This window comes from Actinophytocola glycyrrhizae (assembly GCF_042653545.1).
Lineage (GTDB): Bacteria > Actinomycetota > Actinomycetes > Mycobacteriales > Pseudonocardiaceae > Actinophytocola > Actinophytocola glycyrrhizae.
This window is the reverse complement of the sequence record NZ_JBHSIS010000017.1, coordinates 420,970-445,160: the sequence shown is the minus strand read 5'-3', so window position 1 is coordinate 445,160 and position 24,191 is coordinate 420,970. Positions and strand designations below refer to the sequence as shown.

The window sequence follows — 24,191 nt, the reverse complement described above, 5'->3', positions numbered from 1 at the left end:
TAGGTGCGACGTGTACGCCGCATGTCGTTCCTATGCTGATGCGCATGCGCGGCAGGGAAAGCACAGTCGTCCCGTTCGCGGACCCCGTGATCGCGGTCGCGACAGCCGCGATCGCGTGCCTGGTCGGCAGCCAGTACTCACCGCTGGGGTGGGGTCCTGACCCGGTCGCGTACGCGCTCACCGTGCTGATCTTCCTGCCGCTCGCGGTGCGCAGGCAGGTGCCGGTGCTCGCGCTGGCGCTCAGCAACTCGGCCCTGCTCGTCTTCGTCGGACTCGGCTACCCCCAGCTCGGAATGAACTTCTGGGGACCGGTCCTCGCGGTCTACTCGGTGGCGTCGCTGCGACCGCCGAAGATCGTGGCGCTGTGCTACTCGACCGTGGTGCCGGTGCTGCTCTGGGCGGGGCTGCGGCTGACCCTGCCGTGGTACATCGCCGTCGCCGAGGCCGTCGTGTTTCCGCTCACCGCGTGGGCGTTGGGCAACGTCGGCCGCCAGCTGGAGCTGCGCAACCGGCAGCTGGCGGTGCTGACCGAACAGCTGCGGGTCGAGCAGGAGTCGCGGACCGAGCGTGCGGTGACCGAGGAACGGGTGCGCATCGCCAGGGAACTACACGATGTCGTCGCGCATCACATGTCCGTGATAGCCGTGCAGACCGGGTTGGCAGGGTACGTCTTCGACGACGACCCGCCAACCGCCCGCGCCGCTGTGAACACGATCTCTGCCACCAGCCGGGAGGCGCTGCGGGAGATGCGCAGGCTGCTGGTGTTGCTGCGCACCGACGACGAGCCGGACGACACCGCGCTGAACCTGGCGCACCTGCCGGAGCTGGTCAGGCGGATGCGGGCCACCGGACTCCCCGTCAGCATGGACCTGCCCGCCGACGGCCTCGATGAGCTGTCCCCCGGTCTTCAGCAGTGCGCGTACCGGGTCGTGCAGGAGGCGCTCACCAACGTCATCAAGCACGCCGGGCTGGCATCCACCGAGATCACCGTGGTGCGCGGGGTCGACCACCTCACGGTGCGGGTCAGCAACAAGCCGGGGCAGCCGGTGTCGTCGGCGGGCCTGAGTACTGGCCACGGCCTGGTCTCCATGCGTGAGCGGGCCGCTCTGTACCACGGAACCCTTGTCGCCGAGCGAAACGCGGACGGCGGGTTCGTGGTCGATCTGACCCTGCCGACCGGTGCGGACGACCGGCCCTCTGCGGTATAAGGGACTGTGGTGACGAAACCGATCACAGTCCTCGTCGCCGACGACGAAGTGCTGATCCGTGCCGGTATCGCCGCGCTGATGCGTGCCGCACCGGGGATCACGGTGGTCGGTGAGGCGGCGAACGGCCAGGAGGCCGTCGCGCTCGCCGCGCGCACCAGTCCCGACGTGATCCTGATGGACATCAAGATGCCCGGCATGGACGGCATCGCGGCCACCGAGCGCATCCTCGCCGGTTCAGCCGAACCCGAACCACGGGTGATCGTCCTGACCACGTTCGACCTCGACGAGTACGTCTACGCGGCGTTGCGCGCGGGCGCGGCCGGCTTCCTGTTGAAGGAAACCGAGCCGCACCAGGTGATCGCCGCGGTCCAGATGGTCGTGAACGGGGACATGCTGCTCGCGCCGTCGGTCACCTGCCGGCTCGTCGAGGCCTACGTCGGGCGCCCGGCCCGCCACCTCGCCCCTCCTGCGGCGGTCAGCCTCGACCGGCTGACGCCGCGCGAGCTGGAGGTGCTGCGGCACGTCGGCACCGGGCGGACCAACCAGGAGATCGCGGGCGACCTGACCGTCAGCGAGGCCACCGTCAAGACCCACCTCAACCGCGCCATGACCAAGCTCGATCTGACCAGCCGGGCGCAGGCCGTGGTGGTGGCCTACGAGTCCGGTCTCGTCGTCCCCGGCACCGACGGTCCACGGTGAACAGTCAGCTCATGATGGTGTTGTCGCTGAAGTCGACGTCGTCGTCCGCCGGCACCCGGCGGGCGGGTTGACGCGTCGACGGCGGCTGGTCCGGCACGGGCGGGTGGTACCGCTCGTCGATCTGCTCGTCGAAGAACTCGGCGAGGCCCGGTTGCCGGGCGAGCGGGTTGTCGTCGGCCGCCGCCACCGCCTGCGACCTGGCTGCGGCCGCCCACGCGGCCCTGAACTGGCCGGCGAGACGGGCGGCGACTTCGGGGGTGACCTCCGACGCCGTCACCCGGACGTCGGTGACGTCGCCAAGACCGTTCACGGTCACCGCCACGGCACCGTCCGGCGACAGGCCGGTCGCGCCCGGCCGCGCCAACTGGCTCGCGACATAGGTACGCGCGGCCACGACCGCGTACTCGTTCACCCGCTGGCTGATGTCGATCGTCGGGTTCATCGATACTGCTCCTCTCGCTCAGGCGTCGTGGTCGGGTGGGAACTGGTCACCGAGGTCGTCCAACGTCTGCAAGGCGCTGGCAACCTTCGGCAGGAGCACCCCGAAATAGGCGAACGCGATCCCGACGACCAGACCCACCAGCGCACCGACGCCCGCGCCTGCCGCCGCGCCGGGAGGTCCGAGCAGCAGGCCGAGGCCCGCGCCGACGAGAGCGCCGAGACCGCCGACGATCGCGGCGAGCTTGTCCGCCAGCGTCGAGTCCGCGGCGTCGGCGAAGTCCACCAGCGCCTGGCCGACGTTCTGCGCGGTCTTGGCGGCCTTCGCGTAGAGCGGCGTGTCGATGTCGATGTGCTTCTTGAACCTGGCGAACGCGTCGCTGTCCCGCCATCCCTCGCCGAGGTCGTCGACGATCCTCGGCAGGTCGCGGGCGGTCTGGTCGAGCGCGTCGGTGATCGCGCCCGGCGCCTCCAGGTCGGTGCCCCACACCTCCTTGCCGACTCGCCGGATCTCGTCGAGATCGACCTGCGGCATCAGGTTGAAGAAGTCGCCGACGGCCTCGTCGATCCCGGCCTTCGACAGGACCTTGCCAATGACGTCTCCCATGCCCCAGATGACATGGGGATGTGTGACGCTGATCGGTGCCATACCGTCCTCCATTCGCTGCCGGTCGCTCAGATCGGCTCGTTGCCGATCGGGCCTGGCTTCGGCGTCGGCATGGTCGGGACCGGGCCACCACCCCGCCTGCGTGGCATGGGCGCAACCGGCCCGGCCGGCACCCGTGGCATCGGGTAGGTCGGGTCGATCCCCCTGAACCGGTTGCCGCCCGCGTGGTCCTGCCGCCAGTAGTCGTCGCCGGACTTCCGCAACTGGTCCGCGTCGCGGGCGAGGAGCCGCGCGTAGCGCGGCAACGCGGACAGCCATGCGGCGCGGATCTCCGGATACGGGTCGTGAGCGCCGGAGATGGCCTTCCCGCCGAAACGCCCGGCGATTCCCACCAACGGACCCAACGGAATGCCTCCCAGCAGCATCCCGGCCACGGCCATCGCCTTGGACAGCGGGTCGAGCGTGGGCAGGTCGCCCTTGCTCGACAGGGTGTCCTTGGCATTCGTGATGGTCCTGGCCAGTCCGTCGAGCTTGTTCGCCGCGTCCTGCAGGTAATCCGGTTTCACTTTGAATCCGGTCATCGTCTCGCCCCCTTCGGTGTCGTTTCCCGAACGTGTCGATTTCCGAACCGTGGGAAACCTAACCGCGGGCACGTGGCGAGCGCGTCCACCACACGCGGACAAACTCAGGCGGTAGAACCGTCGCCTCGCTGCGACAGCCGTGGTAGCGAAGGCGGGCCCGATCAGCCTGTCGTCGCAGGGCGGTGACGGCCACGCCGGTACGGATCACGCAGTGCGATGAGTCGCTTGCTCCGCCGAGGCTGAAGCCCAGGTCGGCGCCGCTCCAGGTGCACGGGCCGTCGGGACCTTGCCGTACGGGACGTGGGCCGTGCTGTCGGACACCTCGTGGTCCGTGGTCGGGAGGCTGGCTATGACGTCGCCGTGTTGGTCCGAGACGGTCAGGCCTGGCTGGCACCCGTCCGGGTGGACAGGAGTTGTCCGACAGGCCTCGGCCGAATGTCGTCGCCCCAGCGGAGGGCGTCGAGGAGGCCGTCGCGGGCGGCGGCGAGGTACTCGCCGGTGGTGTGGGCATCCTCGCCGCGGCCCCGGCCCGGACCAGGTTGACGATCATCCCGATGACGCGTTCCCACGCGACGCTGGACCGGTTGGCCGTCGTGGTCCCGACGACGAGGTCTCCGGTGCCCGCGTGCCGGGACAGCAGGGAGGCGAAGGCCCCGAACATCACCTGGAACGGCGTCGCACCGAGCGCGGCGGCGAGTTCCGCGACGTGGCGGGGGGTGCGGCCGGGGACCGTGCGCCGGAGCAGGCTGCCACTGCCCCCGGCCATGCGTCGGCGTCGGCGTTCGCGCCGGAGGCGAGCCGGGGGAACACGGTGGGTAGTGGTGCGTTCGCGAGCGCGGCCCGCCGGTGCCCCGCGGCGACGTCCGCGGCCGGCGAGGCGAGTCAGGCGTGCTGTGCCCGGGCGAACTCGGCGAACTGGACCGGCGGCGCCGGGGTGCGGCCGGAGTATAAACAGGCCAGCTCGTCGAGGAAGACGCGGTAGGCGATCGAAGCCGCGCGGATTATGGCTCCTTTCCGAGGGTATGCCTGCGCCACCACGAACCGTTTCATGACGTGGAGGCGCAAGATGACGCAACAATACGATGATCAGACAACACCGGAGTCCCAACGATCGACGACCGAGGTCGCTCGGGACGAGGCGGCCGGGGTCGCCCGGAGGGCCGCGGACAAGGGTGGCGAGGTCGCGGGCACCGTGGGAGAGCAGGCGAACCGCGTCGCCTCGGAGGCCGACAGGCAGGCACGCAATCTCCTCCATGAGAGCAGGGAACAGCTCACCGGTCAGGCTCGGCAGGGCCAGCAGCGGGCAGCGGAGGGTCTCCGCACGGTCGCCAGCCAGTTGCAGCAGATGTCGGACAAGAGCGACGACCAGGGCGTCGCGTCGGAGGTGGCCAGGCAGGTCGCCGACCGCACCAACAGCGCCGCGTCCTGGCTCGAGCACCGTGAACCGGGTGACCTGCTGAACGAGGTGCGTCGGTTCGCTCGCCGCAAGCCCGGCGTCTTCCTCCTCGGGGCCGCTCTGGCCGGGGTGGCGGTCGGGCGCCTGACCCGTGGCGCGGCCGCCGCGCAGAGCGACGACCGGCCCGCTGATCACACCAGGACGGGTACCGCGGAAGATCAGATCCCCCGGCAAACGTCGGCACCCAGCACGCCGAGGCACGCGGCGGGACCGTACGAGCCCCAGGCGCCGACGGGGACCGACCCTCAGACGGCGCCCCTGCCACCCGCATCGGCGCCATGGGAACCACGGATGGGACCGGTGAACCGATGACCGCTCCCACCGAGAAGCCTGGCAGCGCTCGAGAACGTCCGGATGTGGAGAACCTGTCGGTCGGCGATCTTCTCGGCAACGTGTCTCGTGACCTGTCGACGCTGATGCGTCAGGAGGTTTCGCTCGCCAAGGCCGAGATTCGCGCGGAGGCGGGCAAGGCGAGCAAGGGCGCGGGAATGATGGCCGGAGCGGGCATGGCCGCGTGGCTGTGCGTGCTGTTCCTCTCCATCGCGGTGTGGTGGGCACTCGCCAACGTGATGGACGAGGGGCTTGCCGCGCTCATCGTCGCGGTGCTCTGGGCCGTCGCGGGCGCCGTGCTGTACATGAGCGGGCGCAAAACGCTGCGCACCGTCAACCCGACACCGGAACGCACCGTGGACACCGTGAAACAGGTGCCGGATGCGCTGAAAGGAGACATGTCATGACCGCAGCCGACCCTGAACGGCTTCGCAGGCAGATCGAACACACCCAGCACAACCTGAGTACGGACGTCGACCTGCTCGCCGAGAAGGTCACGCCGTCACGAGTCATGGAGCGGAGGCTCGGCCGGGCCCGCAGAGCGGTGACCTCCATGCGCGATCGCGTGATGGGTGCGGCCACTGACACCGCTTCCTCCACCAGGGACCACGTCAGCGACACGGCCTCCTCGGTCGCGGACTCGACATCGTCCATGGCCGGAGACGCCGCCCACACGGTGCGTGATTCCGCGCAGGGCGCCAAGGACGCGATGCAGGAGGCCCCGCAGGCTATCCGCCGTGGCACGGAAGGCAACCCCATCGCCGCAGGTCTGATCGCGTTCGGCGCCGGCTGGCTGCTCTCCACCCTCGCTCCGCCCACCAGGCGGGAACAGGAACTGGCCGGGGAGGCGACCGAGTGGGCGCGCGAGCACAGCGGTCCGGTCAAGGAACAACTCGGCCAGGTCGCCGAGGACTTCAAGGACAACCTCCGCGAGCCGGCACAGCACGCGGCCGAGGCGGTGAAGTCGACGACCACCGACGCCGCGCAGTCCGTCCGGGACGATTCCCGGTCCGCGGTCGACGACGTCACCGATCGCGCCGGGGACGCCAGGGACTCCGTGCAGGATCACCGTTCCTGACCTCCGTACCCATGCCGAGTGGCGGCATTCCGTTGGGTGCCGCCACTCGCGGGTATCGATCCCACTCCGCAGCCGTCCGCGCAGTTGCTGCCGGCCAAGTCCGAAGCAGTCGGATCGTCATCCCACCCCTGCCGACGCTCTGCTGACAGCAACGCCCTCCTCGTGGGTGTCGCTGCACCGGCGAGTGGGTAAACACGAACCATGATGTCGTCCAGGTGGCGTAGCTCCGTGCACGCGGACCCTCCCGCCGCCTTGGCCGCGCTGCGCGGACGCGAGGTCAACTACGACCGCGCCGAGGTGCGTCGTCCGGAGTGGAATCTCGATGAGCACCGCTGCACGCTCGGAGTCGAGCCGCCTGGGCCTGCGTCGGTGGGTGGGCCCTGGGCGGTTGCGTGCGACCTGCTCCGTGACTACGAGTTCACACCACCGGCCATCGTACGGGCGGTGTACGACCCGACGGTGCCGCTGCTGGGCCGCGAGATGCTGTTGGAAGGCCGGTTCAGTGCGCTGCGTTTCGAGATGGGCGTGCGGATCACCTCGCTCATCCTGTCCGGCGACCCCGAGCACGACGTGTTCGGCTGGGGTTACGAGACGCTGGCGGGTCACCTCGAACGCGGTGAGGTCGTCTACCGGGTGATCAAGCACCGACCGTCAGGACGTGTCGAGTTCTGCGCGACCTCGCATTCTCAGGTCGATCCTCGGCTCGGACCAGTACTGCGGCTCGGCTGGCTTCTCTTCGGCCGCCGGACCCAGCTGCGGTTCTACGGCGAGATCCAGCGTCGCCTGCGGGACCTCGTGCGGCAGCGACTTGACGCCACAGGCACGACACCTCCGCGCCGTCCCGTCGAAGGGCATGACGGGTTGGTGGCGGTACCGTCTGGTGTGGACCCACACCCCCTTGACCGCTTCGCGCTCTACCGTCACGACCCGGCGCGCTCTCGGCTGAGGGCCTCGTGAAGGTCGCGTCCCGTGTCGATCCACCGGGTGGTGATGTGCACACCGTCGCGCACGTGACCCCCCGTGACACGCGCCGCACCGACACAGTAACGCACCCACATGTTGAGCTGGATCTCCTTGGCCAGCCGCAGCCGCGCGTACAGCCACTCGACGAGCCGGTTCGCACAGCGGTGCCACGTCTCGATGGTGAACCGCAGCGCCGGGCCGTCGGAACGAGCACGGAACTCGACCTGCCCGGCTTCGAGATGTCCTACCAGCGTCGCCAACCGGAACGAGCCATCGGTGGAGTCGACCACTCGCACCGGCCCGTCCCACGGCGCGGGCATGCGCACCACGTACTCGTCCCCGACCCTCAACGACTGATCATGACCAGTGAGCTTGCAGAACAACACTGCCTCGGTCGGCGCGGCGGCGTTCAGATCCGAAGCCAGCTTCGCCATCAACTCCGTGGGACCGAGTTCACCGTCCACGATGCACACCTCGAAGACACGGTGCCACAGCGCTCCCTCCCCGTCCGCGATCGGCTGACTTCGGTCATCGACCAGTGCCGCCGGCAACGTCGGCGGCAGGTCGTCGAGATCGCCGGGTTGCTCGCAACGATGGAGCGGGGTCGTCATCCACAGGTACCGCCAGGAGACGAGCAGTAGCCCGAGCGGCCACCGCGCCAGCATCCGCGCCGTGTCCCCGAGCATGAAACGTCGCGGCATGGGCACTCTCCCCCGTCAACGCCACCGAGGCGATGCCGAAGGCCGTCTTCGGCTCGAAGGGAGTGCCCGCGATGGGTGCCATCACACCTCTGCAGGGATCACCGATCCCGCGGCTCTTGCACCGTGCCGGTCTGCGGGCCGCCCACCTGCACGTCATGGCCGGTGCGGCCCTCGGGCTGTGTGTCGGTCTGTGGCTGCGCGCCAAGACCGTCGACCAGGACGAACGCGCCAACGCCGAACGCCGTGCGTTGTTCGTCGGGCTCTGGCCGCCCACCCTCTGGCTGGTCGGCGATACCCTCGAACGGGTGACTGGCAGCGGTCGACCTTGAGCGCGGGTGGCAGCTGTGAGACAGGCGCCGGCAGCGTCGCATCCGGCCGATCCACTCCTTCGTCTGACTCACGAGGGTGATTACCGGCGACCACGCCTGCCCGGACGTGGACCGTCGCCGCGATGCTCGATTCGACTGGGGGCGGCATCCGGACCACCTGCCCGCCGAGCTGGCCGACTACCTCAGCCTCTGGCTGCCGGTCTGGATCGACGAGTGGGCCACACACCGGCACTGGGACCTGCTCGGCGAGCTGCTGGTCGTGGACGCCTGCCTGCCCGAGCCCGCGCTCGACGACGCGGTGTGGCGGTACTTCGCGGCCGCGCAGACCCAGGAGGGAGCCATGCCGGTGAGATCGGTCGGCGTCCAAGACCTTCACCGGGCTGTTGCTGGCCCAGCTCTCCCGCCGCCACGTGGTGAAGCTCTCCGACCCCGTCACCCGGCGGTCGGGTGACCGGATTTCCGTGAGAAGTCCGGATCGCCACGAGGAAGCGGAGAGCTACATCAACCGATCGAGTAAAGCTGGCCGTTCGCCGGGCAGTTGTCCGGCCGTTCCTCCCCCAGCTGGGTGAGGCTCTCAGCGCGCCATGTCCCAGATCGTCCAGGTGGTGGTCGACATGACCGACGTCCATTTCCGCCGGGCTCGTTGCCTGGTCACCTCTTGGTGGCGATCACCCAGCGGTTGGCGTTGAGCGCGTCGTCGGGCAGCGGCAACGGGCCGCGTCCGTGGCGGCGGGTGAAGTCGTAGGGGAGGTGGGTCGTCGTGGTCCAGCCGAGCGAACCGAGGTGCGCGGCGGAGTCCGGGCGGGGATCGCGGTCGAAGAGGGCGATGAGGTCGACGCCGATCTGTGCTTTCGTCGCCCGGTAGACCGGGCTGTCGCGCACCTCGGCGGGTTCGCGGAACAGCTTGACCTCGTACACGAACGTGCTGCCGGGGGCGGCCAGGCGGTCCACGGTCTCGACGAGGTTGCGTTCCGCGTCGCTGGGCAGGTACAGCAGCAGGCCCTCCGCCAGCCACGTCGTGGGTTCGGTGGGCCGGAAGCCGGGTAACAGCCCGGCCCAGTCGTGGCGCAGGTCGGTGGGGATCGAATGGCGTTCGGTCCTCGCGGTCGCGCCGAGACCGTCGAGCACCCGCTGCTTGAACGCGAGCACGCTCGGCTGGTCCAGCTCGTACACCGCGGAGCCGGTTACCCAGGGCAGCCGGAACGCCCGCGTGTCCAGGCCCGCGCCGAGCAGCACCGTCTGGCGGTTGCCCGCCTCCAGCACGACGTCGTCGATGACCCGCGTGCGCAGCCCGAAGTAGCGGCCGAGCCTGCCCCACAGGGGGTTCGCGTCGCCGTCCGCCACGTCCTGCGGCCGCACCGGCCAGTCGCTGCTCGCCGGTGCGGCCCGCACGAAGTGTTCGGCGTACTCGTCCTGTGCCAGGGAGTCCGGGCGGTGCGTCTCGATCGCCCTGGCCGCGGCGACCATGAGTGCCGTCAGCCCGACGCCACTGCCGACCACGTGTCCTCCTCGTCGGACGCCGTTGCTATCCCGCGCTCGGCACCAGGTGGTCGCCGACGATCCCGGCCGCCTCCGGCCGGTAGTAGTCCTGGATGCTGCCGACCCAGTCGGTCACCTTGACGCGGTCGTCCCCGTCGGGCCCCAGCGAGTCGAAGAACGTGTCGATGTTCGTCCGCTCGAAGCCGATGCCGGTCATGAGCGCGGTGAACACCGGGCGCTCGATGAGCCCGTCGCCGTCCGGGTCACCCAGCGCGGCCAGCGCGCGGGCGAACTCGTCGATGGTGTCCTCGAACCGCTCGGGCGAGAGCACGCAGGCCTGGTACTCCTCGTAGCTGACCCGGTTGTCCGCGTTGGTGTCCAGCTCCGTGGTCAGGGTCCTCCAGTACCGCCGGAACGCGGCGACGATCGCTTCCCTGGCCGCGTCGTCCGACGCCGAAGCCGCGTCGACGACCCGGCCGGCCATCAGTTCGAAGTCGTCCTCCTCGAGCGAACCGGAACCGTCGACGTCGAACAACGTGAAGATCAACCGGACCCGGTCAACTGCCTCAGCGCGCATCCGCTCCCACCTTCCAGCGTTTCCCGACACGTTCCACCGGTTTCCGAGCCACTCCGGTGAACCGCTCACGACTATGCCAGAAACCCGCTCCACCACAGGAAGTCCGGTCCGCGTTCACTGGAAAGGATGAACCCGGACACGGCGCCGGAAGTCGACCGGAAAAGACCGTTCCGACGAACCACAAGGTCACACAATGGCGTGGATTCTCCCTGCCTTTCCTCCGGTGACCGGGCCGGGCGGGCGAACGTCGCTGTGCCACTCGAGCAACGTGGTGCGCACGATCGGTCCGCGGATCTCCTGGGGGAGCCGGTACCGCCCACCCGCGTCTCGCACCGGTTTGCGTAGCCGCAGTTCCTCCAGCGGGGCGTTTACCTCGCCGCTGACCGGCATCCCGGTGCCCGCGTCGAGGATCGCGGCGACCGCGCCCCGGGGCAGGCCCGGGTCTCGGGCAGGAACGCGGGACGCCGAGGCGCCCGGATATCCGGGCGCCTCGGCGTGGACGTCAGGGGTTGACCTGCCAGTGCACGTTGACCTTGTAGCTGCCGCCGTGACCGTTGAACGTGAACGTGCCGGTCGGGAGGCGGAAGTTCGTCCAGCCGTAGTCGGAGCCGTTCTTGTACATCCACTCGTACCGGTTGGGCAGGTACACGTAGTGGGTGCCCGGGTCGAACAGGTCGTCCTGGAACAGCTCGAACAGCCAGTCGAAGAACACGCCGACCAGCCAGGCGACCGCCTTGCCGATGGCTTCGGCGAGCGCGGCGCCGAGGTAGCCGGTGAGCACACCGGCGACGGCCTTCTCGATCACCGCGAGCACGTCGTCCTTGACCTTGACCCACACGGAGTTGATCGCGTCGGCGAAGCCGGAGCCGTCCTTCTCGGCGAGCATGACCACGGTGCTGTAGGTCCTCGGCCACGCGCCGGCGTCGGTGAGGTCGAAGCGGTGGAAGAGCTTGCCGGGGTCGGCGTAGACCTTGACCTCGTCGTCGTCGAAGTCGTCGGCGACCGTGAACGGGTTGATCTTCGTCGTGGCGCCGTGGTGGCCGACCGCCACGCCGCCCATCGCGATCTCGTCGTCGCCCGGCCACTCGGGGTTGGTCTCGTCCGCGCACCTCACCCGCTCGACCCGGTAGTCGAGGCTGGTGAGCGTGGGGATCCGCAGGTGCGCCGGGACCTGGTACTTCAGCGCCATCTCCCTGGCGCCTGCCTCCTCGATCCGGTGGGTCGCCTCGATCCGGGCCGCGCGGTCGGTGAGCCTGCTCTCGAGTGCGGCCCGGTCGAACGGCACGGTGTCCGGGGTGAACACGCCGGAGAAGCCCAGCCGCGCGTACCTCGCCGGGTCGATGGCGCCGTGCCTGCCGAACTCCCGCTTGCGGGTGGCCGGGTCGCTCACCATTTGCCGGGCGGCCGCGGCGGCGGCCTTCTGCCGGTCGGCCGGCATCGACAGGATGCCGGTGCGCAGGTCCTCCTCGATGCTGCCGACGGGGTACGGCGTGGACGGATCGGCGGCGACGACGGCCATCGAGTACCTCAGCGCGTAGTCGGCGTCCTGCACGATCGACGCGATCTCGGGGTCGGACCGCAGGTCACCGGGCGTTGGCGGGGCCGGGTACTCCGGGTCCCCGGCCGCCACCCTCGGGGGCGGGGCGGTGGCGGCGGCCTGCGCGGGGATCAGCGCCGCCGTGACCGCCGCGATCGCGATCAGGGGTAGCCCGTAGCGACGTAGTGCGCCCGGACGAGAGCATAGGCGTGTACGCATGGACAAGTTCCTTTCCTGGGGTGGGGCGGCGCCGGGTGTCCGCCGTCCCGCGAGAAGGTCTACGGACCGGCGGTTGCCGGGCGGCTGTGGTGCGGTTGCCGGGTGGCTGCGCCGCTGGAAGGAGCGATGGGTGACCGATCTCGACATCCGGGTCCTCGGCGTCGTGGAGGCGGTCGGTCCGCACGGGACGGTCGCGCTGACCAGCACGCGGCGGGTGATCCTCGGGGTGCTGGCGCTGCGCGCCGGTGCGGTCGTGCCCTACACCGAACTGGTCGACGTCCTGTGGGGCGAGTCGCCACCGCGCACCGCGTTCAAGACCCTGCACAGCCACGTCGCACGCATCCGCCAGGCGCTCGCGGCGTCCGGGGTGGACTCGGTGGTCACGACGCGCGACCCGGGGTACGTCCTGGAGCTGCCCAGGGAACGCGTGGACGCGCACCGGTTCGAGCTGACGGTCCGGCACGCCCGCGCCGACCTGGACCGCGGGGACACCGGCGCGGCGGTCCAGACACTGCGTGCGGCGGCTCAGCTGTGGCGCGGTGAACCGTTCGCGGGCACCGACCTCGGCGAATGGGGCCACCACGAGGTGGACCGCCTGCGGGAGCTGTACCTGTCCGCCACCGAGGACCGCTGGGCGGCGGAGATCGCCACCGGCGGGGCCGCCGCTGCGGTGCTGGAGCTACCGCGGCTCGTGGCCGCCGAACCGTTGCGGGAGCGCCTGACCGGGCTGTTGATGCTGGCGCTGCACCACTGCGGCAGGCACGCCGATGCGCTCACCGTCTTCGAACGGCTGCGCGCCCGGCTCGCCGACGAGCTGGGCGCCGACACCGGCCCGGAGCTGTCCGAACTGCACACCGCGATCCTGCGGCGCGACGTGTCGGTCGCGACACCGCCGGCGCCGGCCACGCACACGCCCGCGCAGATCCCGGCCAGGGTCGGGCACTTCACCGGCCGCGACGCGGAACTGTCCGGCCTGGACGACGTACTCACCGGCGACGAACTGCCGATCGTGGTGATCTCCGGCCCGGCGGGCATGGGCAAGACGGCACTGGCGGTGCAGTGGGCGGCGCGGATCACCGCGCGGTTCCCAGACGGCCACCTGTTCCTCGACCTGCGCGGCCACGACCCCGAGCACGCCGTCCCGGCCGAACAGGCGCTCGCGCGCCTGCTGCGCGGCCTCGACGTGCCCGAGGACCGCATACCCGCCGGGGAGTGCGCACGCTCGGCGCTGTACCGGACCCTGTTGCACGCCAGGCGGTGCGTGGTGCTGGTGGACAACGCGGGCACGGTCGACGACGTGCTGCCGCTCGTCCCCGGTTCGGACACGAGCGTGCTCGTGGTGACGAGCAGGCGTTCGCTCACCGGGCTCGTGGCCCGGCACGCCGTGCACCACGTCGTGCTCGACGCGCTCGACGCCGCCAGTTCGGTGGCGCTGCTGGGAAAGGTGCTCGGCGAGAAGCGGGTGGCACGCGAACCGAAGGCCACCGCGCGGCTGGCACGGGTCTGCGCCGGCATGCCGCTCGCGCTGCGGATCGCGGCCGCACGCCTCGTCGGCCTGCCCTCCCGGTCCGTGGCGGAGCTGGCCGACGAGCTGTCCGCCGCCCGGCTCGACGGGTTCGCCGTGGAGGGTGACGCGCGCACCGTCCGCGCGGTGCTCGCGGGCGCCTACCGGCCGCTGTCGCCCGACGCGGCCCGGATGCTGCGGCTGCTCGGCACTTCGCCGACGCCGACGGTCAGCGGGCACCTCGGTGCGGCGCTGGCCGACGCGCCCACCGCGGTGCCGGTGCTCGGCGAGCTGACCGGCGCGCACCTGCTGATCGACGCGGGCGACGGCCGCTACCGGTTCCACGACCTCATCCGCGAGTTCGCCCGCGACCGGGCCGACGCGGAGGAACCCGAGCCCGCCGCGATCGCCGGGCGGCTGCTCGACTGGTACCTGTTCATCGCCGACGAGGCGAACCGGCTCGTCAACCCCGACCGGGACGCGGTGAAGCCCACGTTCCGGTTTCCCCTGCCTGCGCTGCCCTTCGCGGCGGGCAGGCACGAGGCGACGGCGTTCCTGGAGTCCGAACGGGACGGTTTTCTCCCGGTGGTCCAGTACGCACGCGAACAGGGCATGCCCACCGAGGCGTGGCACCTGGTGTACCTGCTCACCAGCTTCTACGAGGTGAGCGGCCGCTGGACCGAGCGGGTCGAGCTGTGCCGCGCCGGGCTCGCCGCCGCCCGCGACACCGGCGACCTGTCCGCGGAGGCGGAGATGCTGCGTGCGCTCGGCGTCGCGTACTACATGACCCGGCGGCTCGCGGAGGCGGTGGACACCAACCTGACCGCGCTGCGGGTCGTGCGTGAGGTGGGCGACCTCGCCGGCGAGGGGCACGTGCTCAACAACCTCGCCAACGCCTACGCCGAGCTGCGCCGGTTCGACGAGGCGGTCCCGGTGTTCCGCGAGGCAGGCGAGTGCGCCACGGCCGCGGGGAACCGGATCGGTGTCGCGTTGTCCCAGCGCAACCTCGGCCACGCGCTCGTGCGGATGGGGCGCGCCGCCGAGAGCCTCGCACCGTTGACTGCCGCGCTCGCGATCTTCGACGACCTCGGCAACGCCCGGCTCCGCGCTGGCACGCTCGACACCCTGGGCGAGGCGCACCGCGACCTCGGCAGGCACACCGAAGCGCTGCGCGACTTCGCCGAGGCGCTGGCCATCAGCCGCGAGATCGGGGACCGGTGGCTGGAGTGGGAGTTGTTGCGCGACCGCGGGCTCACCCACCTCGCCGTGGGCGACCTCGCCGCCGCGCTGGACCACTTCGGACAGTCGCTCACGGTCACGAGGGCCGTGCACGACCGCAACGGCGAGGCGATCGCGCTGGCGCTGATCGGCCACGTCCACCTGCTGGCCGGGCGGACGGCCGAGGCCGCCGAGCGCCTGGAGCAGGCCCTTTCGGTCCGCGCCCAGGTACCCGACGGCTACGAGGAGGCGCACATCCACCGCGACCTCGCCGCGCTCGCGGCCGCACGCGGTGACGACGCGGCCGCGGGTCCGCACCGCGACCGCGCCGTGCGGCTCTACCTCCGGGTCAACGCCACGGCCGAGGCGGAGGCCCTCAGCGAGCCTGGATCGTGACCGTCATGCGTGCCGTGCCGATCGTGCCCGCGTTGGTGCCGCTGATCTCGATCCGGAAGTACTCCCCCGGTTCCGCGCCTGCCAGCAGTTCGACCGGCACCTGGACGCGGTCCGCACCGGCCGGGACGGTGACCACGCGGTCCTTGATCGGCAGGTAGTCCTTGCCGGCCACCGCGGTCCCGTCCGCCGTGCGCAGACGCACGGCGACCGGTGCCCGTGCGACGGTGTTGACCCCCAGCGGAAGCGCGCAGTGGTCGGACGGCCACCAGCAGATCCCGCTCGCCGGGACCGCGACGACGACACCGGGTCTGGACGCGCTCGCGTCGTCGTTGAGCACCGGCACGACCGCCGAACCGTCGGCGATCGTCACGCCGCGCGGCCCGAACAACGTCACGCTGAACTGCTCGTCCTGCTCGTACAGGTCGTCACGCACCAGCTGCACCTGGACCACGCGAGGGCCGGGGCCGGTCCAGCCCAGCGTCCCGGTGGTGGCCACGAAGTCCTGGCCGGCCTCCGCCGTCCCGCCGACGGTCGAGTAACGCACCGAACCCGCCGCCGGGCAGCCCGCCCTGGACACCGCCATCGTCACCGTGAGCGTGGCGACGTTCGTGCCGCCATCTGAGCCCTCGTACATCGGGTGCGCGTCGGCGATCGTCACCGTCGGCGGCGCACACACCTCCGCCGTCGCGGTTCCTCCACCCGCCACGACCTGTCCCAGCACGGCCGCCGCCGCCAACGCCAGCACCCTCGCACGCATCCGCCCACTCCTTCTCACGGAACTCATGGCGGAAGGTGTACGCGGCGCCGGTTGTGAGGCGGTTGTGACCGGTTGCCCGAAAGGGCGGCGTCACCGGGAGCGGGTGCAGGGCGCTGCCGCCCTCCGGTGGGAACGGGACCGAAGGCAGCTCGCCGCGGTTGTGCCGCGTCGCCTCGGTCGTTGCGGCCCCACCGGGCCAGGACTCTGAGCCGAGGACGGGATGCGGTGTTAGTCATCCGCCGACGGGGAGCTACTCCGCAGGTCGACCTTTTACGGCGTCTTGAGGACGCCCCCATCGACGCTCCAGTTGGAGCCGACCGCGCTGGGCATCGTCGGCGACGCCAGCAGGAGCACCGCCCGGGCGATCTCAGCGGGTTCGATCAGCTTGCCGGTCACCATTCCCGACTGCTCGGGCATGGCCGCGAGCAACGTCTCGTGGTCGATGCCCATGGTCGCCGACAGCCGTCCCATGTAGCCGTCCGGGCTCGTCAGGATCGCGGTTCGGGTGGCGCCGGGTGTGACGACGTTGACCCGGACGCCCGTGTCCCCCAGTTTCTCCGCCAGCCCGCGGGAGAACGCGTTCAGCGCGGCCTTGGCCGCGCTGTAGGACAGCGGCACCCCGCGCGGGTCACGCGCGGAGCTCGAGCCGATGTTCACGATCGCTCCTTGTGCCAGCGACAACGCCGGCAGCGCGGCCCGCGTCATCTCCACGGCGGCGCGGAGGTTCAGCGCGACGATGTCGTCCCACGCCGCGCTGGCACCGCCGAGGGGGTCGAGGAGGTCGGCGTCGGCCGCTTCGCCACCGCCGGCGTTGTTGACGAGCACGTCGAGGCGTGGGTCGTCCGCGAGCACGGTGTCGAGCACCCGCTGCGACGCGCCAGCCTCGAGGAGGTCGGCCGCCACGAACGTCGCGCCGGTGGCTTCGAGCTCAGGAGTGCTCTTCCGCGACACGGCGACGACTTCGGCGCCTTCGGCGATGAACGCCCCGGCAGTCGCCAGTCCGATGCCCCTGCTCGCCCCCGTCACGAGGACACGCTTGCCCGCAAGATCCAGATCCATGGTGGTACTCCATTCGCGTCTGACTTGACTCGATAAATGCTACACGTAAGTCTCATTTAGTCGAGGAGTCGAGACGTTCACGCTTCGGATGTAAGCTGATCCGGGACGTCTCGGACGAGCCGAGCGGGAAAGAGGGGCTCCGGGTGAGCGCAGACGCCGAACCGCGGCGCTTGCGGGCGGACGCTGAGCGCAGCACGGCGCGGATCCTGGCGGCAGCCGAGGAACTGCTCGCAATCGACGCGACCGCCACGCTGGAGCGGATCGCCGACGCCGCGGGACTCGCGCGCGCCACCGTCCACCGCCGATTCTCCTCCCGCAAGGCGCTGCTGGAGGCGCTGACCGGCCTGCTCAACGAGCGGTACCTGCGCGGGCTCGACCAGGCGCGAGTGGCCACAGCGCCGCCCGTCGCGGCGCTGTACCGGCTGACCGAGCTACTCTTCGAGCTCAAGGCCGACAACCGGGCGATCATGGAACTCACCGTGGACCCGGCCACCAAGACGACACCCCTGAGCCCCGAGGTCACGGCCGGGCTCGAACTGCTGTTCAGGCGGTTGCGCGAAGCCGGCGAAATCACCGCCACCGACACGGCGTGGTGCTGCGCCATCTACCTGGCCGTCGTCCACGAAGCAGCACAGCTGCCGACGAACTCACCGATGCTGGGCGAGGCGGCGGGCGAAATAGGCACACGGACCGACCTGACCTACCGGACCGTACTGGCCGCACTGGGCGGCGGCCGGCCACACGTCGACCTTCCGGAGGAAGTGCCGGGCAACGACCCGTAACGGCCTGGTCGAGCCCTACATGGGCGACCTGTTCGGTCACGGCACCACGCCGCCCATGGATCTTCGCCAACGAGATCCGCGACCACGGCTCCTACAGCCGATGGGCAGCCACCGGCCCCTACTACACGCACCGTGGACCACCACCATCGGCGCGAACCAGGAGTAACTCGACACGGCCGCTATCGCCGAGCCAGCAAGGGGACCGGCGCACACCACCCCTCTCGGCGAGGGGCGGTGACATCGGCTGATCAGTCGGTGTCGGACTGGTCGGCGGGGGGTGCGGGCAGTTCCTCCCGGGTCTGCGCCACCAGCCGCGCGATCGTCTCGGCCAGTTCCTCCATCGATGGCTGTGTCACTGCTTCACCGTCCTCGTCACCTCGTCGCGCACCAGCGGGTAGAGCGTCTCCCGGGACATCTGTGGGTACATCTCCAGCACCTTGGCGATGACCGCCTCGACCACGCGGGAGTCGTTCATGGCGTCGATGTACCTCGTGTAGGACCACGGTCCGGCTTCGGCCAGGCCGTAGGACTTGGCGGGGCCGACCGTCTTCTCCCAGACCTCTTCCTTCTTGACGACCGTCGTCGGGAGTTCGGTGACCGTGCACTCGAGTGTGTACAAGGTCTTGCCGGCGCGACTGCCCAGCCCTCGCACCACCCACTTCTTGCCCGCGAAGGTGACGGTGTCGCCGAGCTTCGCGCCAGCCGGGCGGATGACGCCCAGGGCACCGGCCACGTCCTGCTCCGGCACCTGGGCGCACAGCTCGGGAAGCGTGCCGGTCAGGACGGTGCCGACCTCGACGGGTCTGCGTGCCGCGTCGCGTTCCTCCTTCTCCTTGCGCAACCGCTGCCCGAGGTCGTCGGAGAGCTTCAGCGGCTCGCCCATGATGTCCTCGTACTGCTTGCGGAACTCGTCGTAGAACACGTGTTCCGGGCAGATCTCCTGCAGCAGCAGGAGCAGTTCCTTGCGGCCGGGGTCCTTCGCGAGGCCGTAGGTGCGGTGGTAGTCGGCGGTGCGACCGAGCTTCAGCGCCCACTCGTACGCGGCCTCCTTGCCGAACGCGTCCCGCATCGCACTGATCTCGCTGACGAAGACCAGGCCGGCTTCCTCCTTGATGCCGCGGAGCTTGTGGCCGCACTCGTGCCAGATGGTGCCCTTCAGCTTGAATTCCTGGGACATCAGGCTCTTCGCGATCACGATGGTGCCGATCGTGAAGCGCGCCACCAGCGCCTGGTAGTCGGGGTTCGGCTCGCCGTCCTCGACCTTGCCCGGGCCGTAGTTGGTGACCGCGATCTTGCGGAACAGGGCCACCTTGTCCTCGGTCATCAGCGCCACCGCGGGGTTCGCGCCCGAGGAGAGCCCCATGCCGACGTCGGCGGGCACGACGATGATGTCGGTGGGCCCGGGCTGGCAGCCGACCTCGGACATGATCCCCATGACGGTGCTGTCGTGGTCGGGGAAGAATCCGGCGTACCCGCCCGTGTTGTTCTGGTACGTGTCGAAGAAGTCCGCGACCTCCTTTTTGTCGCTCTCGGCCCGGTCGGCCCCGGCCTTGTTCGCCTCCGCGCCGATCGCCCGTGCCCGGCTGCTGTCGCCGGACGCGCGGACCTGCCGGACGAGCTCCATGATCTCTTCTGGCGTCGGGTTCGTCGTCCCGGTCGGACCTAGCACGGCGTCTCCTATGCGGTCTCGGCGACGTACTGCGCGGCCAGCGCGCGCACATAACCGGAGTCGGCGTCGGGGTACTGGTCGAGCAGCGTCGCGGTCACCTGGTCGAGCAAAGCCTTGTCCTGCTGGGCCTTGGCGCCGTCCTCGTAGGTGAACGGGCCCTGGTCGGTAAGGCCGTAGCGCCACTGGCCGCCCTGCTGCGCCACCCACACGTCGGCCCACTGCTGTGCCTCGGACTGTGTGGCCGCCTGTGTGCTCTCGGCTGCTGTCGTCGTCAGCAACTGTTCCGCTTCAGCCTGTGTGAGCCACGGCCCGTTCCGGTCGACGGCGTAAACGTAAGCGCCGCCGTAGCGGGGGTCCTCCCCCGCCGTCGTGTACCAGCCGGTGCCCCACTGCTGCGCCCGCTCGGCCGCGGCCCCAACGCGCTCGTCGAGCGTGAGCCACGCGTGGTCGGGGCCGCGCTCGAGGTCGGAGTACCGGTACTGGGTGCCGTCGTGGACGAAGTACAACGTGCCAGGCACGCGATTAGCCGCCCAGTTGGCACTGTTGTCCGTGCCGGTGAGCCCCCTGTCCGCCGTGTGCTCCGTCCGCCACGCGGACACGCACTCGTCGGCGAGGACGGTCAGCGCCGCCCCGGGATCGCTCTCCAGCACGGCGCGCAACTGCCGGTCCTGGTCGGCGGTCAACCGGGCCACGAGCGCGGCCGCGACCCACCCGTCGTCCTGGTCGGTCCAGTCGCCCGCTCCACCGAAGACCAGCTCCGCGAGATCACCGTGCACCGTCTCGACCTGCGCCGCCCGCTGCAGCCGCACCCCTTCGCCGTCCTCGACCGGGAGCCGAAGCAGCTGCTTGAGGTCTGGCACCAGCGCACGCCACACGCTCACGTCCATCCGCCCGCCCTTCGTCCTGTCGCGGCTCGAGCCTGGCAGGCGGACGGACCGGCATACAGCCACGGCGTACGGACTTTCGGGCACCCACAACGCCCGATCGTGCAGCTGTCCCACCCAGAGAGTCCCGATCACGGATAGAGAATGGGGCGAGCACGACGGCTCGCCCTGGAGAGGACGAACAGGTCGCACGGCGGCAGCTGCTGGTCCAGCTGTTGGAGACGGACTGGACCGACGACCTCCCACCGATCATCCCCGGACAACTGACCAGAACTGACGATCCCGGTGTCGCGGGGCCCGGCCCCGGGGCGCCGGCGCACGCCGCGCATCAACCGACGGATGAATCGACATCGACCTTGGTGACGGAGACGGCTCACAGTCACAGCTCGCCCTCGCCGCGGCTTCCGCCGTTCTGGTCGTGTCGTCGCCTGGATCCGCCGGTGTCGTCCGCCCGGGTGCTCGACCCGACTGCCGTGCTGGGCCTCGGCACCGCTGTCGCCCGGTGGCCACCGGGCGACAGCACGCTACTTCGTGAACGGAATTCGTGCTCGTCGTGAACGGTCGGGTGACCAATTCCGTATAGGAGGGTGACCGGCAACCGCGGAACAGGTGCGCCAGCAGCGACGAGGAGGAACATGACCAGAAGGTTCACCTTCGTGCGAAGAGGGGCGGGAGCCGCCGCGGTACTGGCATTGGCCACAGCCACGGCCACGCAGGCGGCAGCCGACCCCGTGACCGCCACGGTGCTCGAGGACACCACCCCGGGACTCAACGTCAACGTGGGAGACGGCGATTTCGCCGACCTGTCCACGGGACTGATCGGGTTGCGCCTGTCCGACGGCAGCACACTGGGCGTGTACTGCGTCGAGATCCGCACCGGGATCGACGCGGGACAACCCATGGTGGAGAAGGACTGGGCGGATTTCCCGGATGCGGATTCGCCGTTCAACGCCAACCAGGCAGGCATCAACTGGGTCCTGCACAACGGATTTCCGGTGGTCGACGCCGAAGAGCTGGCCACCCGGCTCACCGACGACGGCGCGAAGCTCAACGACGGACTGTCCACCGAGGAAGCCATCGCGGGCACGCAGGCCGCCATCTGGCACCTCAGCGACGCCACCGACCTGAACCGCGAGAACCCGGTACCGGGCCAAGAAGCCGCCGGACAGGACGTGCTCGCCCTCTATGACCACCTCACCGGCCTGGACAACGTCGGCATCGAGGAGCAGCCCGCGGCGTCGCTGGAGATCGAGCCGGACGAGCGGTCCGGCGCAGCAGGCGAACAGATCGGCCCGTTCACCGTGCGCACCAACGGTTCCATCGAGGAGTTCATCGCCGACGTGCCAGAAGGCGTCACCGTCGTCGACGGCAACGGCGCGGAACTCAACGCCGACGACGTCAAGGACGGCACGCTGCTGTTCTTCGACGTGGTGGCCGGGACCGCGGACGGTTCGGCGAGCGTGGAACTGACCGCGACGGCGCGGGTGGAGACCGGAAGGCTGTTCGTCGGCCAGAACTACGGCGAGGGCGACAAGACACAGTCGCTGATCGTCGCGGAGTCCGACACGAGCCGGTTGACCGCGACGGCCAGCGGTGCGTGGAGCGCGACACCGAACGAGAACCAGGCCACCGGAGAGAACCAGCCCGAACCGCAGGCGAAGAACACAAGCGACCTCGCCGAGACGGGTGCGTCGATCCTCGTTCCCGGGCTGGTGGGGCTTGTGCTGGTCGGAGCGGGCATTGGCGCACTGCTGGTGCTTCGCAAGCGGCGACACACCTGACACTGCCCTCCGCAACTTCACAAGAAGGAGTCCGGGATGCCACGAGCATCCCGGACTCTTTCGTTGTCCCACCGCTTTCCCACAAGCGACACGGGACAGAGGGAAGGACTCGACCCACCCCCAAGCGAGCCGCCGCGCCAGCAGTGGGACCACAAGTCCCAGGGCCCGCAAGGGTGTTGGCGGGGAACACGCCCCTCCCCAAGTCCCCCGCAAGCGGGGAGAACCAAAGGTCGTTAGGACACAGTCGAAGGGGGTGACCGGGTTGTCCCCGGTCACCCCCTTCAGGGTGTCCTGCCGGTCTCCTACCGCCGTTGTTCCGTTCGGTAAGCCGGGCCGAATCAGGGCTGTTCGCCGCTGTTGATGACGTCGACCGCCTCGGCCATCAGCTCCTCGGACATCACGTTGATGGCGCCGGCGTGGTCGCTGGCCGGGTCGTGCTCCTCAGTGAAGAACCCGTCGACAGCGAACCCCTGGGCGACGTTGTTGAGGTTGTCGCCGTAGAGCAGGGTCACCCGCAGCTGCGGGATGGCCACGGTGCCCTCCGGGCAGGCGCCGGTTTCCTCGTCGGCGAACGCCAGGTGGTCGCGATGGTTCGCACTGTCCACGTTCTCCCCGTCCCAGCAGCCAGGGTAGTCGTGGATGCTCACGACGTTGCTGCCTTCGGGGCACAGCGGGTACTTGTCGATGAGCCGGTCCTCGAACCCGGTGCACGTGTAGGTCGGCCGGGCGTTACCGAGCCCGTTGGTGATCGTCTTGGCGTCACCACTGAACAGTCGCAGGAACCGCGGTGCGGCAACGACCTGCGTCGTTGCGTTGCCACGCCACTCGACCAGCACCTCGGCCGGCAGCACCGGCTCACCGATGTTGTTCTCGTCCTTCACCGAAGGCTGGTCGAAACCGTCGCCGGCCTCGCGGTTGCGCAGAATCGGCCAGAAGTAGGTCGACTGGTCGCCGTTGTCACACGTGGTCTCCGCGGCCGCCAGGCTTTCCTCGGTGGACGCGAACGTGGTGTCCACGTTGCCGACGTAGTCGTGCAGGTGCTCGGCGCCGTTGGGCGTGCCGGGGGCGATCACGATGTTGTCGTTGTTCTGGTGCAGGTCCTCGTTGTTGCCGCACGCCGAGACGAACGTGCCGGTCGACGCGTCCTCACCGGGCTCTGGGGTGACGACGTTCGGCTCGACCGTGGTGATGTCGACGAAGTCCTCGGGGAACGGCCCGACGCACTGCGCCTGGTCGTCGCCGTCCTGATTACCCCCGTCCCCGTCGTCCGGGTCCTCACCGTCCTGGTTGCCACCGTCCTGGCCGCCACCGTCCTGGCCGCCACCATCCTGATCGCCGCCATCCTGATCGCCGCCATCCTGGCCGCCGCCATCCTGATCGCCGCCATCCTGGTTGCTGCCGTCGCCGCTGGCAGGGTTGTCCGGGTGCGCGGCTTGCGGCGCGGTCAGGCCGTAGGTCTGGTCCGGCTGCTCCTCGGGGTTCTGCTCATCCGACTGCTGCTCGTCCGGCTGTTCCTCGGGGTTCTGCTCGTCCTGTCCCTGACCACCAGCGCCCTGCTCCTGACCAGCGTTCTGGTCCTCCTGCGGCAGGTTGCTCTGCTGCTCGCCGTTCTGGTCCCTGGATACGCACAGCTCTTCGGCGACCTGGTTCTCCTCGCCGGCAGAGGCGCTGCCGAGAATGCCGACCGTGACCGAAGTACCGATGAGCGCGGTCGCGGCGACCACCGCGATCGTCAAGCGGCGCCGTGCACGGCGCTCCTTCTGGTGTCGTGACATGAGTTTCCTTGCTGTCGTTTGCCTGCCGAGTCACTCGTTCGCCCCGGGCCCTGCGCGCGTGGACGACGTCGGTCGTTCGCATTCCACCCGCGCTGGCTCGGTTCCGAGTACCGACGTGTGCTGGCTTCCTTTCCACAGAAGGTCGTTCCGGCCGCCGGAATGCG

At 70.0% G+C, this 24,191-nt stretch carries 23 protein-coding genes; 11 read left to right on the top strand and 12 right to left on the bottom strand.

Features of this window, described 5'->3' with window-relative positions; translation table 11 throughout:
• Positions 1–44 precede the first annotated feature (44 nt).
• Positions 45–1,208: a sensor histidine kinase gene (locus ACFPCV_RS27930; protein WP_378059330.1), complete on the top strand. Its 1,164-nt coding sequence runs from the start codon at positions 45–47 to the stop codon at positions 1,206–1,208.
• Positions 1,209–1,217: 9 nt separating this feature from the next.
• Positions 1,218–1,907, top strand: coding sequence for a response regulator (locus ACFPCV_RS27925; RefSeq protein ID WP_378059329.1), 690 nt, complete (start codon positions 1,218–1,220; stop codon positions 1,905–1,907).
• 4 nt (positions 1,908–1,911) lie between these two features.
• Here ACFPCV_RS27925 and ACFPCV_RS27920 read toward each other — a convergent pair whose 3' ends face one another.
• The 3 genes from ACFPCV_RS27920 to ACFPCV_RS27910 form a co-directional block, all read right to left on the bottom strand.
• Positions 1,912–2,349 (bottom strand): hypothetical protein, encoded by a 438-nt coding sequence (locus ACFPCV_RS27920; protein ID WP_378059328.1) that lies wholly within the window; start codon positions 2,347–2,349, stop codon positions 1,912–1,914.
• Between the two features lie 18 nt (positions 2,350–2,367).
• Entirely contained in the window at positions 2,368–2,952 is a 585-nt protein-coding gene (locus ACFPCV_RS27915) for a hypothetical protein (protein ID WP_378059327.1), read from the bottom strand.
• A gap of 68 nt (positions 2,953–3,020) precedes the next feature.
• A complete protein-coding gene (locus ACFPCV_RS27910) occupies positions 3,021–3,533 on the bottom strand; it encodes a hypothetical protein (RefSeq protein WP_378059326.1) in 513 nt (170 codons plus the stop codon).
• Positions 3,534–4,599: 1,066 nt separating this feature from the next.
• Between ACFPCV_RS27910 and ACFPCV_RS27905 the strand changes: the two genes are divergently transcribed.
• The 4 genes from ACFPCV_RS27905 to ACFPCV_RS27890 all read left to right on the top strand — a co-directional run bounded on the left by ACFPCV_RS27905 (position 4,600) and on the right by ACFPCV_RS27890 (position 7,354).
• A complete protein-coding gene (locus ACFPCV_RS27905) occupies positions 4,600–5,301 on the top strand; it encodes a hypothetical protein (RefSeq protein ID WP_378059325.1) in 702 nt (233 codons plus the stop codon).
• Positions 5,298–5,726 (top strand): phage holin family protein, encoded by a 429-nt coding sequence (locus ACFPCV_RS27900; RefSeq protein WP_378059324.1) that lies wholly within the window; start codon positions 5,298–5,300, stop codon positions 5,724–5,726. Before ACFPCV_RS27905 ends, ACFPCV_RS27900 begins: the two co-directional genes overlap by 4 nt.
• Complete coding sequence (locus ACFPCV_RS27895) at positions 5,723–6,397, top strand: DUF3618 domain-containing protein (protein WP_378059323.1); 675 nt, start codon at positions 5,723–5,725, stop codon at positions 6,395–6,397. Before ACFPCV_RS27900 ends, ACFPCV_RS27895 begins: the two co-directional genes overlap by 4 nt.
• A gap of 228 nt (positions 6,398–6,625) precedes the next feature.
• Complete coding sequence (locus ACFPCV_RS27890) at positions 6,626–7,354, top strand: DUF1990 family protein (RefSeq protein WP_378059322.1); 729 nt, start codon at positions 6,626–6,628, stop codon at positions 7,352–7,354.
• Here the strand turns inward: ACFPCV_RS27890 and ACFPCV_RS27885 are convergent.
• Positions 7,318–8,061, bottom strand: coding sequence for a DUF1990 domain-containing protein (locus ACFPCV_RS27885; protein ID WP_378059321.1), 744 nt, complete (start codon positions 8,059–8,061; stop codon positions 7,318–7,320). The two genes, ACFPCV_RS27890 and ACFPCV_RS27885, sit on opposite strands and share 37 nt — an antisense overlap.
• A gap of 71 nt (positions 8,062–8,132) precedes the next feature.
• Here ACFPCV_RS27885 and ACFPCV_RS27880 point away from each other — a divergent pair, with 71 nt between their 5' ends.
• Positions 8,133–8,390, top strand: a complete 258-nt coding sequence (locus ACFPCV_RS27880; protein ID WP_378059320.1) for a hypothetical protein — start codon at positions 8,133–8,135, stop codon at positions 8,388–8,390.
• 76 nt (positions 8,391–8,466) lie between these two features.
• On the top strand, positions 8,467–8,841 hold the full coding sequence (locus ACFPCV_RS27875; RefSeq protein ID WP_378059319.1) for a DUF6895 family protein: 375 nt from the start codon (positions 8,467–8,469) through the stop codon (positions 8,839–8,841).
• A 200-nt stretch (positions 8,842–9,041) separates the two neighbouring features.
• Here ACFPCV_RS27875 and ACFPCV_RS27870 read toward each other — a convergent pair whose 3' ends face one another.
• The 3 genes from ACFPCV_RS27870 to ACFPCV_RS27860 form a co-directional block, all read right to left on the bottom strand.
• Entirely contained in the window at positions 9,042–9,890 is an 849-nt protein-coding gene (locus ACFPCV_RS27870; RefSeq protein WP_378059318.1) for an SAM-dependent methyltransferase, read from the bottom strand.
• 25 nt (positions 9,891–9,915) lie between these two features.
• Complete coding sequence (locus ACFPCV_RS27865; protein ID WP_378059317.1) at positions 9,916–10,446, bottom strand: EF-hand domain-containing protein; 531 nt, start codon at positions 10,444–10,446, stop codon at positions 9,916–9,918.
• A 502-nt stretch (positions 10,447–10,948) separates the two neighbouring features.
• Entirely contained in the window at positions 10,949–12,202 is a 1,254-nt protein-coding gene (locus tag ACFPCV_RS27860; protein WP_378059316.1) for a hypothetical protein, read from the bottom strand.
• A gap of 130 nt (positions 12,203–12,332) precedes the next feature.
• On the opposite strand from ACFPCV_RS27860, the gene ACFPCV_RS27855 reads away from it, so the two are divergent.
• Positions 12,333–15,320, top strand: a complete 2,988-nt coding sequence (locus tag ACFPCV_RS27855) for an AfsR/SARP family transcriptional regulator (RefSeq protein WP_378059315.1) — start codon at positions 12,333–12,335, stop codon at positions 15,318–15,320.
• Here the strand turns inward: ACFPCV_RS27855 and ACFPCV_RS27850 are convergent.
• Together ACFPCV_RS27850 and ACFPCV_RS27845 are read right to left on the bottom strand one after the other, a co-directional pair.
• Entirely contained in the window at positions 15,301–16,077 is a 777-nt protein-coding gene (locus ACFPCV_RS27850; protein WP_378059314.1) for a Calx-beta domain-containing protein, read from the bottom strand. The genes ACFPCV_RS27855 and ACFPCV_RS27850 overlap by 20 nt on opposite strands.
• 270 nt (positions 16,078–16,347) lie before the next feature.
• On the bottom strand, positions 16,348–17,136 hold the full coding sequence (locus tag ACFPCV_RS27845; protein WP_378059313.1) for an SDR family NAD(P)-dependent oxidoreductase: 789 nt from the start codon (positions 17,134–17,136) through the stop codon (positions 16,348–16,350).
• A 143-nt stretch (positions 17,137–17,279) separates the two neighbouring features.
• On the opposite strand from ACFPCV_RS27845, the gene ACFPCV_RS27840 reads away from it, so the two are divergent.
• A complete protein-coding gene (locus ACFPCV_RS27840) occupies positions 17,280–17,918 on the top strand; it encodes a TetR/AcrR family transcriptional regulator (protein WP_378059312.1) in 639 nt (212 codons plus the stop codon).
• 352 nt (positions 17,919–18,270) lie between these two features.
• Here ACFPCV_RS27840 and ACFPCV_RS27835 read toward each other — a convergent pair whose 3' ends face one another.
• Both ACFPCV_RS27835 and ACFPCV_RS27830 read right to left on the bottom strand, forming a co-directional pair.
• Positions 18,271–19,587 (bottom strand): hypothetical protein, encoded by a 1,317-nt coding sequence (locus tag ACFPCV_RS27835; RefSeq protein WP_378059311.1) that lies wholly within the window; start codon positions 19,585–19,587, stop codon positions 18,271–18,273.
• A gap of 8 nt (positions 19,588–19,595) precedes the next feature.
• On the bottom strand, positions 19,596–20,474 hold the full coding sequence (locus ACFPCV_RS27830; protein WP_378059310.1) for a hypothetical protein: 879 nt from the start codon (positions 20,472–20,474) through the stop codon (positions 19,596–19,598).
• A gap of 632 nt (positions 20,475–21,106) precedes the next feature.
• Between ACFPCV_RS27830 and ACFPCV_RS27825 the strand changes: the two genes are divergently transcribed.
• On the top strand, positions 21,107–22,252 hold the full coding sequence (locus tag ACFPCV_RS27825) for a Cys-Gln thioester bond-forming surface protein (RefSeq protein WP_378059309.1): 1,146 nt from the start codon (positions 21,107–21,109) through the stop codon (positions 22,250–22,252).
• 338 nt (positions 22,253–22,590) lie between these two features.
• Here ACFPCV_RS27825 and ACFPCV_RS27820 read toward each other — a convergent pair whose 3' ends face one another.
• Positions 22,591–24,027, bottom strand: a complete 1,437-nt coding sequence (locus ACFPCV_RS27820; RefSeq protein ID WP_378059308.1) for a DUF1996 domain-containing protein — start codon at positions 24,025–24,027, stop codon at positions 22,591–22,593.
• Between the last annotated feature and the right edge of the window lie 164 nt (positions 24,028–24,191).